This is a genomic window from Amycolatopsis thermalba (assembly GCF_023376025.1).
Taxonomy (GTDB): Bacteria; Actinomycetota; Actinomycetes; order Mycobacteriales; family Pseudonocardiaceae; genus Amycolatopsis_E; species Amycolatopsis_E thermalba.
The window spans coordinates 4,962,538-4,978,194 of the sequence record NZ_CP091196.1 but is presented as its reverse complement, the minus strand read 5'-3'; the positions used below and the strand labels follow the sequence as shown (position 1 = coordinate 4,978,194).

The following is a 15,657-nucleotide window of genomic DNA, read 5'->3' as shown; positions in this document are numbered from 1 at the left end:
GGCTCGTGGGTTGGGGCGGTCTTCACCGTGCCAGGAACATTGATTAGAGTCCAATACCGAATTCGGGTCAGATCAAGACGGAGACGGTAATAATGGAGTTGCGTTATCTGACGTCGTTCCTGGCGGTGGCGGAGGAGCTGCACTTCGGGCGCGCCGCCAAGCGGTTGCAGATGGCGCAGCCGCCGCTGTCCCAGCAGATCCGGCAGCTGGAGAAGGAGCTCGGGGTCCAGCTGTTCGAACGCAACACCCGGTCGGTGCGGCTGACCAGCGCGGGCGAGTCGTTCCTGGGCCCGGTGCGGCGGGTGATGGAGGACCTGGACATCGCGACGAAGGCGGCGCGGGCGGCCGGGCGGGGCGAGTACGGGCGCGTGACGGTGGGGTTCGCGGGGGCGTCGAGCCACGAGAGCCTGCCGCTGCTGACCCGGGCGGTGCGGGCCGCGCACCCCGGGCTGGAGCTGGTGATGCGCGGGCAGACCTACGCCAACGTCGCGCTGGCGCGGGTCGCGGACGGTTCGCTGGACCTGGGGTTCGTGCGGTTGCCGATCACCCAGCCCGGCGTGGCGGCGCGGGTGATCGACGAGGAGGAGATGATCTGCGCGCTGCCGTCGGATCATCCGCTGGCCCGCCTGGACGAGGTGCCGGTGGAGGCGCTGGCGGAGGAGCCGTTCGTGAGTTTCCCGGCCAACGCGGGGTCGAGCGTGCGGGACGCGACGGTGCGGGTGTGCGTGTCCGCCGGGTTCAACCCGCGGGTGGTGCAGGAGGCGCCGGACTCGTACACGATCCTGGCTCTGGTGGCCGCCGGGGTCGGGGTGACCCTGACACTGTCGTCCTGCCAGCACATCCAGCAGACGGGGCTGGCGTACCGGCGGCTGGCCGGCGAGCCGGTGCGGTTGCAGGCCGCGCTGGCCTGGCGGCCGGACAACCCCTCGGCGGCGTTGCGGACGGTGCTGGCCATCGCGGAACAAGCCCTGCCGACGCCCGTCCGCGATTGAGACGATCACCGTCTTGCCGAGGTGCTCATTCGGTATTGGACTCTTCTAGGTCCTGTTTGGCACGGTGTCCAGCAACACGGGATCTCAAGGGAGAGAGAAAAACACGCATGAGCACGGCCACGGCGGCCAGGCGAGCGGGCATCGGGTCGTTCATCGGCTCGACCATCGAATGGTTCGACTTCTACATCTACGGCACCGCGTCGGCGCTGGTCTTCGACAAGGTCTTCTTCCCCGAGCTGGACGGCGCGCTGGGCACGCTCGTCGCGTTCGCCACGTTCTGGGTGGGTTTCCTCGCCCGGCCGCTGGGCGGGATCATCTTCGGCCACTACGGTGACCGGCTCGGCCGCAAGAAGACGCTGGTCATCACGCTGCTCATGATGGGCATCTCGACCACGCTGATCGGCGTCCTGCCCTCCTACGCCCAGATCGGCGTCGCCGCGCCGATTCTGCTCATCGTGATCCGCATGGTGCAGGGCATCGGCCTCGGCGGGGAGTGGGGCGGCTCCGTCCTCATCGCCTCCGAGCACGCGCCCAAGGGCAAGTCGATCCTCTACGGCGCGTTCGCCCAGCAGGGCTCGCCCGTCGGCAACACCCTGAGCACGGTCAGCTTCCTGGCGATCAGCCAGCTGCCGGACGACGCGTTCACCTCGTGGGGCTGGCGGGTGCCGTTCCTGTTCTCCGCGCTGCTGGTGATCGTCGGCCTGTTCATCCGGCTGCGGGTGGCCGAATCGCCCGCGATGGCGAACCTCATCGAGAAGAAGGCGGTCGCCAAGCTGCCGTTCACCGAGGTGCTGCGGACCCAGCCGCTGCTGATCGTCCTCGGCATCGGGGCGTGCACCATCGGGCTGTCCGCCACGTACTTCAAGTCGACGTTCGCGCTGTCCTGGGCCACCTCGGACCTCAGCTTCGACAAGAGCTCCTTCCTGACGATCATCCTGGTCGCCAACATCACCCAGATCCTGGTGCAGCCGTGGGGCGCGCTGATCGCGACGAAGATGCGCAGCTGGTCCCGCGCGGTGATCGTGATGCTGGTGCCGGAGATCCTGCTGATGCCGCTGATGTTCCTGTTCATCAGCACGGAGAACTACGCGCTGGCGATGGTCGGCACGGTGATCGCGACCGTCCCGCACTGCCTGTACTACGCGGCGCTGGCCGGGATGCTCGCCAGCCGCTTCCCGGCGAACGTGCGCTACACCGGAATTTCCCTGTGCTACCAGCTGTGCGGCACGCTGCTCGGCGGCACCACGCCGATCGTGGGCCAGTTCCTGCTGAGCCAGACCGGCTCGATCGTCGCCGTGATCGTGTACGCGGTGTTCCAGGTGCTGCTGACGCTGGGCTGCATGCTCGCGTTGCTGCGCAAGCCCAACTACGACGAGCGCGCCGGCGAGGCGTCGGGCGCGCAGGCCGTCGCGGCCTGAGGGGAGTGGCTGCGATGCCGGTGGTGGCGAACGGGATCCCGGAGATCCTGGCCTTGCAGGGGCGCGACCTAGGGTACTCCGCGTGGCGGGAGGTGACGCAGGAGCTGATCGACGCCTACGCCGAGGTGTCCGGGGACCACCAGTGGATCCACACCGACCCCGAGCGCGCCGCGCGGGGCCCGTTCGGCCGCACGATCGCCCACGGGTACATGACGCTGAGCTGGGGCATCCCGATGGTCGCCGAGCTGCTGCAGGTCACCGGCGTCGGGATGGCGCTGAACTACGGCGTGAACAAGGTCCGCTTCCCGGCGCCCGTCCCAGTGGGCAGCCGGGTGCGCCTGCACGCCGAGATCGCCGCGGTGGAGGAGGTCGGCCGCGGCGGGGTGCAGGTGACGCGGAAGTTCACGTTCGAGATCGAGGGGTCCGAGAAACCGGCCTGCGTGGCGGAATCCCTGACGCGCTACTACCCGTAGGACGGATCGCGGAGGCCGTGCGGGAGGTGTGCCGGGACGGGCGTTACGTCCCGATCACCCGCAAGTAGCTCGGCGAACCGTGGATCATCGCCGCCGTGCCCGGTGCCGGCTACCGGATCGCCCACGGGCAGTGCCCACGGATAGGCACGCGGGCTACGCGCCCGGCTGAAACTCCTCCTCGCCGGCGTGATCCTGCTGGGCGTGGTCTGGTTGTTCCTGACGTGGTCCGTGCCGGACCGCGGGCAGCTCATCCAAGCGCTCCTCGAGCTGGCCGCCGAGCTGGGGCTGGAGCGGGTGACGGTGCATTCGTCGTCCCGGGCGGTGGCGGCCTACCGGCGGCACGGGTTCGCGGCCTCGCCGCGGCTGCTGCACGCCGTGCTCGTCCCGCCCGCCCGTTGACCGCGAACGAACTTCACGTTATGGTCCATACCACATGGTCTAGATCAAAGAAGTCCAGGTTCGCCCCAAGGAGCCGACATGACCATGAGACGACGCATCGCGACCATCGCCGCCGGGGCGGCTCTCGCTCCCCTCGCCCTCGTGGCCCTCCCGGGCACCGCCAGCGCCCACGGCTACGTGAACTCGCCGCCCAGCAGGCAGGCCCAGTGCGCCCAGGGGATCGTGCCCTGCGGCGACATCAAGTACGAACCGCAGAGCGTGGAGGGTCCCAAGGGCCTGCGCAGCTGCAGCGGGGGCAACACCCGCTTCGCCGAGCTGGACGACGACGGCAAGGGCTGGCGCGCCACCCCGGTCGTCGGCACCGTGACCTTCACCTGGAGGCTGACCGCCCAGCACCGCACCAGCACGTGGGAGTACTACATCGGCGACCGGCGCGTCGGCTTCGTCGACGACCACGGTGCCCAGCCGCCGGCGACCGTCTCCCACCCGGTCGACCTCACCGGCTTCACCGGATGGCAGAAGCTGCTCGCGGTCTGGAACGTCGCCGACACCGCCAACGCCTTCTACGCCTGCGTCGACCTGCAGATCGGCTGACCCGCGGGTGGTCCCGCGCCCGTCCGCGCGGGGCCGCCACCCCGATCAGCCGTCTCCCAGGTCGCGGGCGATCGCCGTCGCGGTGGCGGACAGGGCGCCCACCCAGGTGGGCAGCACGTCGTGGTCGAAGCGGGCCGACGGGAGCGCCACCGAGACCGCCGCCGCGGGCTCGTCGGCGCCGGGCCACGGGATCGCCACCCCGACGGCCGTCAGCCCGGTCTCGGTGAGCTGGTCGTTGATCGCGAAGCCGCGCCGCCGGATCAGGCCCAGCTCGCGCCGCAGCCGGGTCAGGTTCACGTCCGTCCCGGCGTACCGGCGCGTCAGCTCGGCCGCCGGCAGCGCGGCCAGCAGCGCCTTGCCGCCCGACGCGAGGTGCGCGGGCAGCACCCGCCCGGCCCGGTCGCCCACGCGCAGGATCTGGTCGCACTCCACCGAAGCCAGGAACCGCGCCTCCGTCCCGGCCAGCACCTGCAGGTTCACCGTCTCCCGCACCCGCGCCACCAGCGCCCGCAGGTGGGGCATCGCCACCTCGCGCAGCAACGCCACCGGCGCGCCGACCGGATCGGCCGGCCGCAGCACCGGCCCCGCCCGGTAGCGGCGGTCCGGCCCCTGCTCGGCGAAATCCCGGTACACCAGCATCGCCAGCAGCCGGTGCGCCGTCGACCGCGACACCCCCAGCCGCGCCGCCGCCTCCGACACCCCCAGCGGCCCCTCCTGCAGCATCGTCGCGAGGTGCAGCGCGTGGTCGACCGAGTCGATCGCGTACGGCGGTTTGTTCTTCACAGCAGAATTGTAGATCCCTGCTGACAGAACCTCGCTTACGTTCCTCGCATGCCCGCCCCACCGCGCAACGTCGCGCCCCTGGTGACCGCCCTGTGCTGGGTGGTCGTCGTGTTCGACGGATACGACCTCATCGTCTACGGCACGGTCCTGCCGCAGCTGCTCACCGAACCCGGCTGGAACCTGACCAGCAGCACCGCCGGCCTGCTCGGCAGCCTCGCCTTCCTCGGCATGCTGCTCGGCGCCCTGCTCGCCGGCCGCCTGGCCGACGCGCTCGGCCGCCGCCGGACCATCCTGGCCTGCACCGCCTGGTTCTCGGTGTTCACCGCGCTCTGCGCGATCGCCCCGGACCCGGTCGTCTTCGGCGCCTTCCGCCTGCTCGCCGGGCTCGGCCTGGGCGGCCTCGTGCCCTCGGCCAACGCCCTGGGCAGCGAGTTCGTCCCCGCCCGCAGCCGCTCGCTGGTCGCCACGCTGATGATGTCCGGTGTCCCGATCGGCGGCAGCCTCGCCGCGCTGATCGGCATCGCGGTCCTGCCCCGCTACGGCTGGCCGGCGATGTTCGCGATCGCCCTGCTCGCGCTCGTCCTCGTGCTGCCGCTGTGCGCGTGGCTGCTGCCCGAATCCCCGGCCTGGCTGCGCGCCAAGGGCCGCATCGCGCAAGCCGAGGCACTGGAACGCAAGTACTCCCTCGTACCGGAGACGGAAACCGTGCCGCACCGGGGTTTCCGCGCCCTGCTGAAGCCGCCCTGCACCCGCGCCACCGTGCTGTTCGCCCTCGCCACGCTGGCGACGCTGTTCGCCTGGTACGGGCTGGGCACCTGGCTGCCGCAGCTGATGCGGCAGAGCGGGTTCGACCTCGGCTCCGCGCTGACGTTCCTGCTCGCGCTCAACCTCGGCGCCGTCGGCGGCTCGCTGGTCACCGCGTGGGCCGGCGCCCGCCTCGGCCCGCGCCGGGCCGCCGTGCTCGCCGCGGCCGTCGCCGCCGCCGGCCTGCTCGTGCTGGTGCTGCGCCCGTCGCAGGCGGGCGCCTACCTCGCGCTGGTCCTGGCCGGCGTCGGCACCCACGGCACGCAGTGCCTGATCATCGCCGCGGTCGCCGACCACTACCCGGCCCCGCTGCGCGGCTCCGCGCTCGGCTCGGCGCTGGGCATCGGCCGCATCGGCGCCGTGCTCGCCCCGCAGGCCGGCGGCTGGCTGCTGGCCGCCGGGTTCGGCGTCACCGCCAACTTCCTCGTGTTCGCCATCGGCGCGGCCGTCGCCAGCGGCTTCGTCTGGGCCTGCCCCCGTCCCGTCATCCGTAAGGAAGGAGTGGTCACCCGATGACCAGCAACCAGCCCGAGCCGTCCCCCGAACTCGACGAGCTGTACCGGGGGTTCGCCGAGGAACTCCTCGTTCCACTGTGGACCGAGATCGGCGACCTGATGCCGATGAGCCCGTCCCCGGCGATGCGCCCGCACGCCTGGCGCTGGAAGACCCTGCTGCCGCTCGCGGAAAAGGCCGGCGAGCTGGTGCCGGTCGGCCGCGGCGGCGAGCGGCGCGCCATCGCGCTCGCCAACCCGGGGCTCGGCGGCGCGCCGTACGCGACGCCGACCCTGTGGGCGGCGATCCAGTACCTCGGCCCGGGCGAGAACGCGCCCGAGCACCGGCACACGCAGAACGCGTTCCGGTTCGTCGTCGAGGGCGAAGGCGTGTGGACGGTCGTCGACGGCGACCCGGTCGCCATGCGCCGCGGCGACTTCCTGCTCACCCCCGGCTGGCACTTCCACGGCCACCACAACACCTCCAGCGAGCCGATGGCCTGGATCGACGGCCTGGACATCCCGTTCGTGCACTACACCGGCTCGGCGTTCTTCGAGTTCGGCCCGGAGCGGGTGTCCAGCACCGACACCCCGGAGCGCTCCCGCGCCGAGCGGCTGTGGGCCCACCCCGGCCTGCGCCCGGTGTCGCAGACCGCGCCCGCGGTGCACTCGCCGATCGCCGCCTACCGGTGGGAGCACACCGACGCCGCGCTGACCGACCAGCTCGCCCTGGAGGACGAGGGCTACCCGGGCGTGGTCGAGCCGGGTCACGCCGCGATCCGCTTCACCAACCCGACCACCGGCGGCGACGTCATGCCGACCATCCGCGCCGAGTTCCACCGGCTGCGTCCCGGCGCGGAAACCGCGCCGCGGCAGGAGGTCGGCTCCGCCGTGTGGCAGGTGTTCGACGGCTCCGGCACGGTCCGCGTCGCCGATCAGGAGTGGACCGTCGACCACGGTGACCTGTTCGTCGTGCCGTCCTGGGCCGAGGTGACCCTGGCCGCCGACACGCAGCTGGACCTGTTCCGGTTCAGCGACACCCCGATCTTCGAGCGACTGCACGCCGACCGCGTGCGGGTGGGAGGACAGCAGTGAAACTCGCGACCCTGCGCACCGCCGAGGGCACCCGCGCGATCCGCGTCGAGGGCGAGCGGTACGCCGAACTCGGCGCGCCGGATGTCGGCGCCTTCCTCGCCCAGGAGGACTGGCGCGCCCAGGCCGGAGCGGTCACGCCGGAGCGGCCGCTGGCGGGTGCCGGCCTCGCCCCGGTCGTGCCGCGGCCGGGCAAGATCCTGTGCGTCGGCCTGAACTACCGCAACCACATCCTGGAGATGGGCCGCGAGCTGCCGCGGTACCCGACGCTGTTCGCCAAGTACCCGGAGGCGCTCGTCGGCCCGGCCGACCCGATCGCGCTGCCGCCCGAATCGGACGCCGTGGACTGGGAGGCCGAGCTGGCGCTGGTCATCGGCGCGACCGTGCGCCGCGCGAGCGAGACCGAGGCGGCCGCCGCGATCGCCGGGTTCAGCGTCCTCAACGACGTCACCACCCGCGACTGGCAGTACCGGTCGCCGATGTGGTTGCAGGGCAAGACGTTCGAGGGAACCACCCCGTTCGGCCCGTACCTGGTGACCCCGGACGAGCTGCCCGGCGGCACCACACCCGCCCTGGACCTGAGCTGCTCGGTCGACGGCGAGCAGGTGCAGAAGGCGAACACCGGCGACCTGGTGTTCGGCCCGGTCGACCTGGTCCGGTACGCGTCCACGATCCTGACGCTGCGGCCCGGCGACGTGATCGCCACCGGCACGCCCGGCGGAGTGGGCCACGCCCGCAAGCCGCCGCGCTACCTGTCCGGCGGCGCCCGGCTGGTCACCGAGATCAGCGGCCTGGGCCGGCTGGAGAACGTGGCGCGTGATGAGCACGCGTGACTGGATGGACGAGGGCACCCGGCTGGTCCTCGGGGTGATCGGCGAGCTGTCCGACGCGGAGTTCGACGCGCCGACGCTGCTGCCCGGCTGGACCCGCCGCCACCTCGTCGCGCACCTGCACTACAACGCCGAAGCGCTGCGGCGCCTGGTCAGCTGGGCCCGCACCGGGGTCGAATCACGCATGTACGCGAGCACCGAGCAGCGCAACGCCGAGATCGAGACGGGCGCGCGGCTGCCCGTGGCCGAACTGCGCCGCCTGGTGCGGGAATCGGCGGACGCGCTGGCCGCGGACCTGGACGGACTCCCGGATGCGGCGTGGGCCAGCCAGGTGGTCACCGCGCAGGGCCGGACCGTGCCGGCCACCGAGATCGTCTGGATGCGCACCCGCGAGGTCGCCGTGCACGCGGCCGATCTCGACCGCGGCGTGGGGTTCGGCGATCTGCCCGCGGACCTGGTCGAGGCCCTGATCGGCGACGCGCTCAAGCGCCGGATCGCGCAGGGGCACGGGCCCGCGCTCGCGCGCTGGCTCACCGGACGCACCGGCCAGGCCCCCGAACTCGGCCCGTGGTTGTAGGAGGAGAGGACATGACCGACACCGATGTCGTGGTGGTGGGCGGCGGGATCGGCGGGCTGGCCAACGCCCTCGCCCTCGCCGCGGCCGGGCAGCGCGTCCGCGTGCTGGAGCGCGCGCCCGCGTTCGCCGAGGTGGGCGCCGGGCTGCAGCTGGCGCCCAACGCCACCCGGATCCTGCGCGAGTGGGGCCTGCTCGACGAGGTCGTCGCGCGCGGGGTGCTGCCGCGGCGGCTCGTGCTCAAGGACGCGCTCGACGGCGCCGAGCTGACCTCGATGGACCTCGGTCCGGGGTTCGTCGAGCGCTACGGCGCGCCGTACGTGGTGATCCACCGCAGCGACCTGCTGACGATCCTGCACGACGCGTGCGCCCGCGCCGGGGTCGAGCTGCTGGCCGACCACAAGGTGGACGACGTCGAGGTGCTGTCCGAGGGCGTGCGCGTGCGGGCGGGGGAGCGGGAGTTCGCGGCGGGCGCGGCGCTGGCGGCCGACGGGTTGTGGTCGTCGCTGCGGCCGCGGCTGTCCGGCGACCAGCCGGTGTGCTCGGGTTACGTCGCCTACCGCGGCACCCGCCCGGTGGCCGAGGTGACCGGGCTGGACTCCGACGTGCTCACCGACGTGGTCGTCCACTTCGGACCACGGTGTCACCTCGTGCAGTACCCGCTGCGGGGCGGGGAACTGCTCAACACGGTCGCGGTGTTCGCCTCGCCCGCGTACGCGCGCGGCGAGGCGGAGTGGGGCGGCCCGGAGGAGCTGGACACGGCGTTCGAGGGCACGTGCGACGCGGTGCGGCGTGGCCTGGCGTGGCTGTGGCGGGACCGGCGGTGGCCGATGTACGACCGGCTGCCGGTGGACCGCTGGGTCGACGGGCGGCTGGCCCTGACCGGCGACGCGGCGCACCCGATGTTGCAGTACCTCGCGCAGGGGGCGTGCCAGGCCCTGGAGGACGCGCACAGCCTCGCCGGGGAGGTCGCGAAGCAGCAGGCCGCGGCGGCGCTGGACTGGCCGTCCGCGCTCGCGGCCTACGAACAGGCCCGCACGGCGCGGACGGCGCGGGTGCAGTCGAGCGCCCGGGTGTGGGGCGAGCTGTGGCACTGCGACGGCCTCGCCCGGCTGCTGCGCAACCAGTACCTGAGCGAACGCCGCCTGGACGACTACCGCTGGACCGACTGGCTCTACCAGCCGTGAGCCGGTGCCGGGACGCCCCGCCGGGTGCGGGGTGTCCCGTTGGTGGCTTGCGTGTGATGGCTTTGTGCGGCTGTTGCGCAACGAGTACGTGAGTGAACGCCGTCTGGACGGCTACCGCTGGACGGACTGGCTCTACCGGCCGTGAGCCGGTGCCGGGGCACCTCGCCGGGCGGGGTGCCCCGTCGGCGGCCTGGATCCACCGGCCCGTGACGCGGTGCCGGGGGCGCCCCGCCGGGTGCGGGGTGTCCCGTCGGCGATGCGCTTCCCGGTCCGTCGCTGACGGCCCCACCGGCTGTTGGCCGTCCTCTACAAGGGCGAGTGATCAGGCTCTCACGATCCGCGCGGTCCCGCGTGCGCGCGAGCCGCCGGCATTGTCCCGGGTCAGCGCGCTGCTTTGGAGGGTTCCGACAAAAATCCGCCCACGGCACGGTGCGGGTGCGACGATCACACTACCGATGGGTACGCGCGATGCTGGACCAGCGGCCAGGGGAGGCCGCGCCGTCCAACCACCACAACCTGTGAGGCTCGATTCGGTGTTCAGTCGTGTCGCGATCGTCAACCGGGGAGAAGCCGCGATGCGGCTCATCCACGCCGTCGGTGAGCTCAACGCGGAGGGCGGGCCACGCATCGAGACGGTGGCCCTCTACACCGACGCGGACCGCAACGCCACGTTCGTGCGGGAAGCCGACATCGCCTACAACCTGGGGCCCGCGGCCAACCGCCCCTACCTCGACCTCGCCGTCCTCGAACGCGCCCTGATCGAGACGAAGGCCGACGCCGCGTGGGTCGGCTGGGGCTTCGTCGCCGAGGACCCGGCCTTCGCCGAACTCTGCGAGAAGATCGGCGTCACCTTCATCGGCCCGAACCCGGACGCCATGCGCAAACTGGGGGACAAGATCGGCGCCAAGCTGATCGCCGAAGAGGTCGGCGTACCGGTCGCGCCGTGGAGCCGCGGCCCGGTCGAGGACCTGGACGCCGCCCTGCGCTCGGCCGAGCGGATCGGCTACCCGCTGATGCTCAAGGCCACCGCGGGCGGCGGCGGCCGCGGCATCCGGGTGATCAACAACGCCGACGAGCTGCGCGATGCCTACGAGCGCACCAGCCAGGAGGCCGCGCGCGCCTTCGGCAGCGGCGTGGTGTTCCTGGAGCGCCTGGTCACCGGCGCCCGGCACGTCGAGGTCCAGGTCATCGCCGACGGCCAGGGCACCGCGTGGGCGCTGGGCGTGCGCGACTGCTCCGTGCAGCGCCGCAACCAGAAGATCATCGAGGAGTCCTCCTCGCCGCTGCTCGCGCCGGACCAGGTGGCCGAGCTGAAGGCCTCCGCCGAGCGGCTGGCCGTCGCGGTCGGCTACCGCGGCGCCGCCACCGTCGAGTTCCTGTACCACCCGGTGGAGAAGCTGTTCGCCTTCCTCGAGGTCAACACCCGCCTGCAGGTCGAGCACCCCATCACCGAGGCCACCACCGGCATGGACCTGGTCAAGGCCCAGCTGCACGTCGCCTCCGGCGGCAAGCTCGAGGGCACCCCGCCCGCCGAGCTGGGCCACGCCATCGAGGCCCGGCTCAACGCCGAGGACCCCGACCGCGACTTCGCGCCCGCCCCGGGCCGCATCGCGCTGCTCGACCTCCCGGCCGGCCCCGGCATCCGGGTCGACACCGGCGTCAGCGAGGGCGACACCATCCCCGCCGACTTCGACTCGATGATCGCCAAGATCATCGCCTACGGCCGCGACCGCGATGAGGCGCTGTCCCGGCTGCGCCGCGCGATGCGCGAGACCACCGTGCTCATCGAGGGCGGCACCACCAACAAGAGCTTCGTCCTCGACCTGCTCGACCAGCCCGAGGTGATCGACGCCAGCGCCGACACCGGCTGGATCGACCGGGTCCGCGCCCAGGGCCGCCTGGTCTCGCACGCCCACTCCGGCATCGCGCTGGCCGCCGCCGCGATCGAGGCCTACCAGGACGAGAAGCAGGTGGAGCTGCAGCGCCTGCTGTCCACCGCGCACGGCGGGCGCCCGCAGGTGCAGCACGAGGTGGGCCGCCCGATCGACCTCAAGCTGCGTGGCGCGACCTACCGGCTGACCGTCGCCGAGACCGGTCCCGGCCGCTACCGCATCGGGTTCGTCACCGGCGACGACGTGGAGACCGTCGACGCCGAGCTGGAGCGGTACGACGAGCACACCGGCCAGATCCACGTCAACGGCCGCCGCTTCCGGCTGGTGACCGGCACGCACGGGCCGATCCACCTGGTCGAGGTCGACGGCGTGACGCACCGGATCAGCCGCGACGAGGGCGGCGTGGTCCGCTCGCCCGCCCCGGCCCTGGTGGTCGCCACGCCGCTCGCCGTCGGCGACGAGGTCGAGGCCGGCGCCCCGGTGCTGGTGCTGGAGTCCATGAAGATGGAGACCGTCCTGCGCGCGCCGTTCAAGGCGCTGCTCAAGGAGTCGATGGTCTCCGTCGGCAGCCAGGTCGAGACCGGCGCCGCCCTGCTGCGCCTGGAACCGCTGGCCGAGGACGCCGACGCCGCGCCGGAAACCGCCGGGGTGGACCTGGACCTGCCGTCCGAGCCGGACGGTCTGACCGCGATGCAGCGCGCCGAGCGCGGGATGAACGACCTGCGCAGCATGCTGCTCGGGTTCGACGTCGACCCGCGCGACGGCGGCCGCACCCTGGCCGGGTACCTCGCCGCGCGGTCCGAGCTGCGGTACCGGGGCCTGGCCGCCGAGGCCGGGCTGCTGGAGATCTTCGCCGACCTGTCCGAGCTGTCCCGCAACAAGCCCGACGGCGAGGAGACCAAGGCCGAGACGCGGGTGCACAGCCCGCGCGAGCACTTCCACACCTACCTGCAGAGCCTGGACGCCGAGCGCGCCGGGCTGTCGGAGACCTTCCAGGGCCGGCTGACCCGCGTGCTGAGCCACTACGGGGTCGAGGGGCTGGACCGCACGCCCGAGCTGGAGGAAGCGGTCTTCCGCATCTTCCTCGCCCAGCAGCGCGCCGCCTCCGACGTCGCGGTGATCACCGCGCTGCTGCAGCAGTGGCTCACCGAGGCCCCGCCGGACAACGGCTCGCGGCAGACCGTCGGCCAGGCGCTGGAGCACCTGATCCGCGCCACGCAGCTGCGGTTCCCGGTGGTCGGCGACCTCGCCCGCAGCGTGGTGTTCCGCTGGTTCGCCCAGCCGCTGCTGCGCCGCACCCGCGCCGAGGTCTACACGAAGGTGCGCCGGCACCTCGGCTACCTGGACGCCAACCCGGAGGCGCCCGACCGCGAGCAGCGCATCGCCGAGATGGTCGCCAGCCCCGAACCGCTGGTGCGGCTGCTCGGCCAGCGCATCGGGCGGCCCGGCCTGGACCCGGGCCCGCTGCTGGAGGTGCTGAGCCGCCGCTACTACCGCGAGCACGGCCTGGAGGGCGTGGAGACCGGCACCGCGGGCGGGCACGCGTTCGTCACCGCCGGGTACGACCTGGACGGCCAGCGGCAGCGGCTCATCGCCACCGTCGCCGACTTCACCGGCCTGGCCGACGCGGTGCGCACGGTCGCCGAGGTCGCGGCGAAGGCCGAGCCGGGCGCGTTGGTCGCCGACGTCTACCTGACCTGGACCGGCCAGCCGGCCGAGGCCGACCTCATGGCCGCCGAGCTGCGCGAGGTGCTGTCCCGGGTCGCGCTGCCGGCCGACCTGCGCCGCATCACCACCACGGTCGCCGGGCGCAGCGGCTCGGCGATGCACCACCACTTCACGTTCCGGCCGTCGTCGGCGGGCCTGACCGAGGAGCGGCTGATCCGCGGCCTGCACCCGCTGATCGGGCAGCGGCTGCAGCTGCGGCGCCTGCAGAACTTCGACCTCACCCGGCTGCCGTCGGCCGACGAGGACGTCTACCTGCTGCGCTGCGTCGCGCCGAAGAACCCGTCCGACGAGCGGCTCGTCGCGATGGCGCAGGTCCGCGACCTGACCCCGCTGCGCGACGACGAGGGCCGCATCCTCGCCCTGCCCGCCGTCGAGGGCGCGCTCGGCGCGTGCCTGGACGCGATCCGCAAGGTGCAGGCCCAGCGCCCGGCCAAGAAGCGGCTCGACACCAACCGGATCTTCCTCTACGTGTGGCCGCCGAGCGACCTCACGGCCGACGACCTGAACACGGTCGCGCAGCGGGTGGTGCCGTCGACCGCGGGCGCCGGTGTCGAGGAGGTGCTGTTCCTCGGCCGCCAGCGGGACAAGGAGACCGGTGAGCTGCGGCCGATCGCGGTGCGGGTGACCTACGACGTCGCCACCGGGGTGCGGCTGACCATCACCGATCCGCCGACCGAGCTGATCCAGCCGCTGGACGACTACGGCCAGAAGGTGCTGCGGGCGCGGCGCCGCGGCACGGTCTACCCGTACGAGCTGACCGGCATGCTGGCCGGCGAGGGCGGCTCGTTCACCGAGTACGACCTCGACGACTCCGGCGCGCTGGTGCCGGTCGAGCGCGAGAAGGGGCTCAACAAGGCCGGGATCGTGGCCGGGGTGGCGACCACGCCGACCGAGCGGTACCCGGAGGGCGTGACCCGCGTGGTGCTGCTCGGCGACCCGACGAAGGCGCTCGGCGCGCTGTCCGAACCGGAGTGCGCGCGGGTCATCGCGGCGCTGGACCTGGCGGACCGGCTGGGCGTTCCGGTCGAGTGGTACGCGCTGTCGGCCGGGGCGCGGATCGCGATGGACTCCGGCACCGAGAACATGGACTGGATCGCCGCGGCCCTGCGCCGGATCGTCCAGTTCACCCAGGACGGTGGCGAGATCAACATCGTGGTGGCCGGCATCAACGTGGGCGCCCAGCCGTACTGGAACGCCGAGGCCACGATGCTCATGCACACCAAGGGTGTCCTGGTGATGACGCCGGACTCGGCGATGGTGCTCACCGGCAAGCAGTCGCTGGACTTCTCCGGGGGCGTGTCGGCCGAGGACAACTTCGGCATCGGCGGCTACGACCGGGTGATGGGCCCGAACGGGCAGGCGCAGTACTGGGCGCCGAACCTCGGCGCCGCGCACGGCGTGCTGATGTCCCACTACGACCACACGTACGTGCTGCCGGGGGAGACCGGCCCGCGCCGGGCGGTCACCACCGACCCGGTGGACCGGGACATCTCCGACTACCCGCACGCGATCGTCGGGTCCGACTTCACCACGGTGGGCCAGATCTTCTCGCGGGAGACCAACCCGGACCGCAAGAAGCCGTTCGACATCCGCACCGTGATGCGCGCCCTGGCCGACCAGGACCACGCGATCCTGGAACGCTGGGCCGGCATGGCGGACGCGGAGACCGCGGTGGTGCAGGACGTGCACCTCGGCGGCTATCCGGTGTGCCTGCTGGGCATCGAGTCGCGGTCGGTGCCGCGGCGCGGGTTCCCGCCCACCGACGGACCGGACACCTACACCGCCGGCACGTTGTTCCCGCGCTCGTCGAAGAAGGCGGCGCGCGCGATCAACGCGGCGAGCGGGAACCGGCCGCTGGTGGTGCTGGCGAACCTGTCCGGTTTCGACGGTTCCCCGGAGTCGATGCGCAAGCTCCAGCTGGAGTACGGCGCGGAGATCGGGCGGGCGATCGTGAACTTCCGCGGGCCGATCGTGTTCTGCGTGATCTCCCGCTACCACGGTGGGGCGTTCGTGGTGTTCTCGAAGACGCTGAACCCGAACATGACGGTGCTGGCCGTGGACGGTTCGTACGCCTCGGTGCTGGGCGGCGCCCCCGCGGCGGCGGTGGTGTTCGCGCAGGAGGTCAACGCCCGCACGGCGAACGACCCGCGGGTGACGGAGCTGGAGGCGCGGATCGCGGCGGCGGACAGCGCCTCGCGGGCCGCGCTGGTGACCCAGCTGGCGGACGTCCGGGCGTCGGTGCGGGCCGAGAAGCTGGGCGAGGTGGCCGCCGAGTTCGACGGGGTGCACTCGATCCAGCGGGCGCAGCGGGTGGGCTCGGTGGACGCCATCATCCGCCCGGAGGAGCTGCGGCCGCAGATCATCGCCGCCGTGGAGCGCGGACTGGCGCGGAGCTGACGG

At 72.7% G+C, this 15,657-nt stretch carries 12 protein-coding genes; 11 read left to right on the top strand and 1 reads right to left on the bottom strand.

Going from position 1 to position 15,657, the window contains the following annotated elements; all coding sequences use genetic code 11:
• Positions 1 to 92: 92 nt before the first annotated feature.
• The 5 genes from L1857_RS24125 to L1857_RS24105 all read left to right on the top strand — a co-directional run bounded on the left by L1857_RS24125 (position 93) and on the right by L1857_RS24105 (position 3,876).
• The gene (locus L1857_RS24125; protein ID WP_094007954.1) at positions 93 to 992 is read left to right on the top strand and encodes a LysR family transcriptional regulator; all 900 of its coding nucleotides are present in this window, start codon (positions 93 to 95) and stop codon (positions 990 to 992) included.
• A 107-nt stretch (positions 993 to 1,099) separates the two neighbouring features.
• The gene (locus L1857_RS24120) at positions 1,100 to 2,410 is read left to right on the top strand and encodes an MFS transporter (protein WP_116111038.1); all 1,311 of its coding nucleotides are present in this window, start codon (positions 1,100 to 1,102) and stop codon (positions 2,408 to 2,410) included.
• Positions 2,411 to 2,424: 14 nt separating this feature from the next.
• Entirely contained in the window at positions 2,425 to 2,883 is a 459-nt protein-coding gene (locus tag L1857_RS24115) for a MaoC family dehydratase (RefSeq protein WP_094007956.1), read from the top strand.
• A gap of 186 nt (positions 2,884 to 3,069) precedes the next feature.
• The gene (locus tag L1857_RS24110; RefSeq protein ID WP_240323218.1) at positions 3,070 to 3,282 is read left to right on the top strand and encodes a GNAT family N-acetyltransferase; all 213 of its coding nucleotides are present in this window, start codon (positions 3,070 to 3,072) and stop codon (positions 3,280 to 3,282) included.
• Positions 3,283 to 3,360: 78 nt separating this feature from the next.
• Complete coding sequence (locus L1857_RS24105; RefSeq protein WP_116111040.1) at positions 3,361 to 3,876, top strand: lytic polysaccharide monooxygenase auxiliary activity family 9 protein; 516 nt, start codon at positions 3,361 to 3,363, stop codon at positions 3,874 to 3,876.
• A 45-nt stretch (positions 3,877 to 3,921) separates the two neighbouring features.
• Here L1857_RS24105 and L1857_RS24100 read toward each other — a convergent pair whose 3' ends face one another.
• Positions 3,922 to 4,659, bottom strand: a complete 738-nt coding sequence (locus tag L1857_RS24100; protein ID WP_094007958.1) for an IclR family transcriptional regulator — start codon at positions 4,657 to 4,659, stop codon at positions 3,922 to 3,924.
• A gap of 48 nt (positions 4,660 to 4,707) precedes the next feature.
• Between L1857_RS24100 and L1857_RS24095 the strand changes: the two genes are divergently transcribed.
• The 6 genes from L1857_RS24095 (at position 4,708) to L1857_RS24070 (ending at position 15,654) form a co-directional block, all read left to right on the top strand.
• Positions 4,708 to 5,979 carry an MFS transporter gene (locus tag L1857_RS24095; protein WP_094007959.1) on the top strand — a complete coding sequence of 424 codons (1,272 nt, stop codon included), beginning with the start codon at positions 4,708 to 4,710 and terminating at the stop codon, positions 5,977 to 5,979.
• The gene (locus tag L1857_RS24090; protein ID WP_094007960.1) at positions 5,976 to 7,049 is read left to right on the top strand and encodes a cupin domain-containing protein; all 1,074 of its coding nucleotides are present in this window, start codon (positions 5,976 to 5,978) and stop codon (positions 7,047 to 7,049) included. Before L1857_RS24095 ends, L1857_RS24090 begins: the two co-directional genes overlap by 4 nt.
• Positions 7,046 to 7,879 carry a fumarylacetoacetate hydrolase family protein gene (locus L1857_RS24085; protein WP_094007961.1) on the top strand — a complete coding sequence of 278 codons (834 nt, stop codon included), beginning with the start codon at positions 7,046 to 7,048 and terminating at the stop codon, positions 7,877 to 7,879. The genes L1857_RS24090 and L1857_RS24085 overlap by 4 nt, the downstream gene beginning before the upstream one ends.
• Positions 7,866 to 8,453 (top strand): maleylpyruvate isomerase family mycothiol-dependent enzyme, encoded by a 588-nt coding sequence (locus L1857_RS24080; protein WP_240323219.1) that lies wholly within the window; start codon positions 7,866 to 7,868, stop codon positions 8,451 to 8,453. The genes L1857_RS24085 and L1857_RS24080 overlap by 14 nt, the downstream gene beginning before the upstream one ends.
• A gap of 11 nt (positions 8,454 to 8,464) precedes the next feature.
• Positions 8,465 to 9,637 (top strand): FAD-dependent monooxygenase, encoded by a 1,173-nt coding sequence (locus L1857_RS24075; protein ID WP_116111043.1) that lies wholly within the window; start codon positions 8,465 to 8,467, stop codon positions 9,635 to 9,637.
• A 533-nt stretch (positions 9,638 to 10,170) separates the two neighbouring features.
• Complete coding sequence (locus L1857_RS24070) at positions 10,171 to 15,654, top strand: ATP-binding protein (protein ID WP_249466368.1); 5,484 nt, start codon at positions 10,171 to 10,173, stop codon at positions 15,652 to 15,654.
• Positions 15,655 to 15,657 lie beyond the last annotated feature (3 nt).